1 protein-coding gene is annotated in these 1,290 nt (G+C 60.5%); it reads left to right on the forward strand.

Annotated elements, in window-relative coordinates:
- The first annotated feature begins 70 nt into the window (after window positions 1-70).
- A protein-coding gene (locus tag JMY28_RS38780; protein WP_201701147.1) for an IS3 family transposase occupies window positions 71-1,251 on the forward strand; the annotation gives its coding sequence in 2 pieces (ribosomal slippage) (window positions 71-323 and window positions 323-1,251; 1,182 coding nt in all).
- The last annotated feature ends 39 nt before the right edge of the window (window positions 1,252-1,290 follow it).

Genomic DNA, 1,290 nt, shown 5'->3' on the forward strand with positions numbered 1-1,290 from the left:
TGAGCTTCCCTTGAAATTTCGCCTTCCAGCAGGTCGCGTATAAACTCGACCCAAAGGAAGGAAAGCAGAGATGTTCAAGGTACCGCACCAGGTGTACACGGCAGAGTTCAAGGAAGCCGCCGTGCAACGAATCAAGGACGGGCAAGGCGTGAGCGTCGTGGCCCGCGAATTGGGTATGTCGACGCAGACCCTGCGCAACTGGCTGAAGGCGTTCGAGGCCGGCAAGCTGAATGGTCCCGGGGCGAAGGCCGTCACGGCGGAACAGATGGAGCTGTCGCGGCTGCGAGCGGAGAACAAGCGCTTGCAGATGGAGCTGGAAATCGCAAAAAAAGCGGCGGCGTTCTTCGCGAAGGACCTCCTGTGAAGTTCGCCTGGATTGACACACAGTGCTGGCAATACCCGCTTGCGGCGCTGTGCGAGGTCCTTTGCGTGAGCGTGAACGGCTATCGTGCGTGGAAGCGCGGTGGCACGCCCGAGCGTCAGCGGCTGACCGATGCGCAGTTGCTCACGTTGATTCGGACGATTCACGCCGAGGTCAAACGCGCCTACGGCTCGCCGCGCATGACCGAAGAGATTCGCTCTCGAGGCTTCCCAGCCAGCAAGGCACGGGTCGAGCGGTTGATGAGCGCCAACGGTATTCGAGCTCGCCACAAGCGCCGTTACCGCGTGACAACCGATTCCCGGCACAAACTGCCGGTCGCGCCGAACGTATTGAACCGCAACTTCACGCCGGCCGAGCCCAATCAGGTGTTCACCTCGGACATCACGTACATCTGGACCGACGAAGGTTGGCTGTACCTGGCCGTCACGCTGGACCTGTTCAACCGGGAGGTCGTGGGCTGGTCGGTCAAGCCGCGCATGACGACGGAGCTCGTGACCGACGCGCTGACGATGGCATGGTTCCGCCGCCGGCCCGCGCCCGGCGCGCTGCATCATTCGGATAGAGGCAGTCAATACGCCAGCCACGACTTCCAGCGCAAACTGAACTCGTACGGCATGCGCTGCTCGATGAGCCGCAAAGGCAGTTGCTGGGATAACGCGCCGACGGAAAGCTTCTTCAACAGCCTGAAGAACGAGCGCGTGCATGGCACGAGGTATCGTACACATCGCGAAGCCGTCGCGGACTTGTTCGAATACATTGAAGTGTTTTATAACCGCAGTCGCCGTCATTCATCGCTTGGTTTCATGTCGCCAACCCAGTTCATGCAAGACTGGCTTGTGGCTCAGCGGACAAGGGATGCGGCTGCATAACCCGTGACCTCTGGAAGGCGAAAAACCGGGGGAACCTCA

The organism is Paraburkholderia hiiakae, assembly GCF_904848665.1.
In the GTDB taxonomy this organism is placed as follows: domain Bacteria; phylum Pseudomonadota; class Gammaproteobacteria; order Burkholderiales; family Burkholderiaceae; genus Paraburkholderia; species Paraburkholderia hiiakae.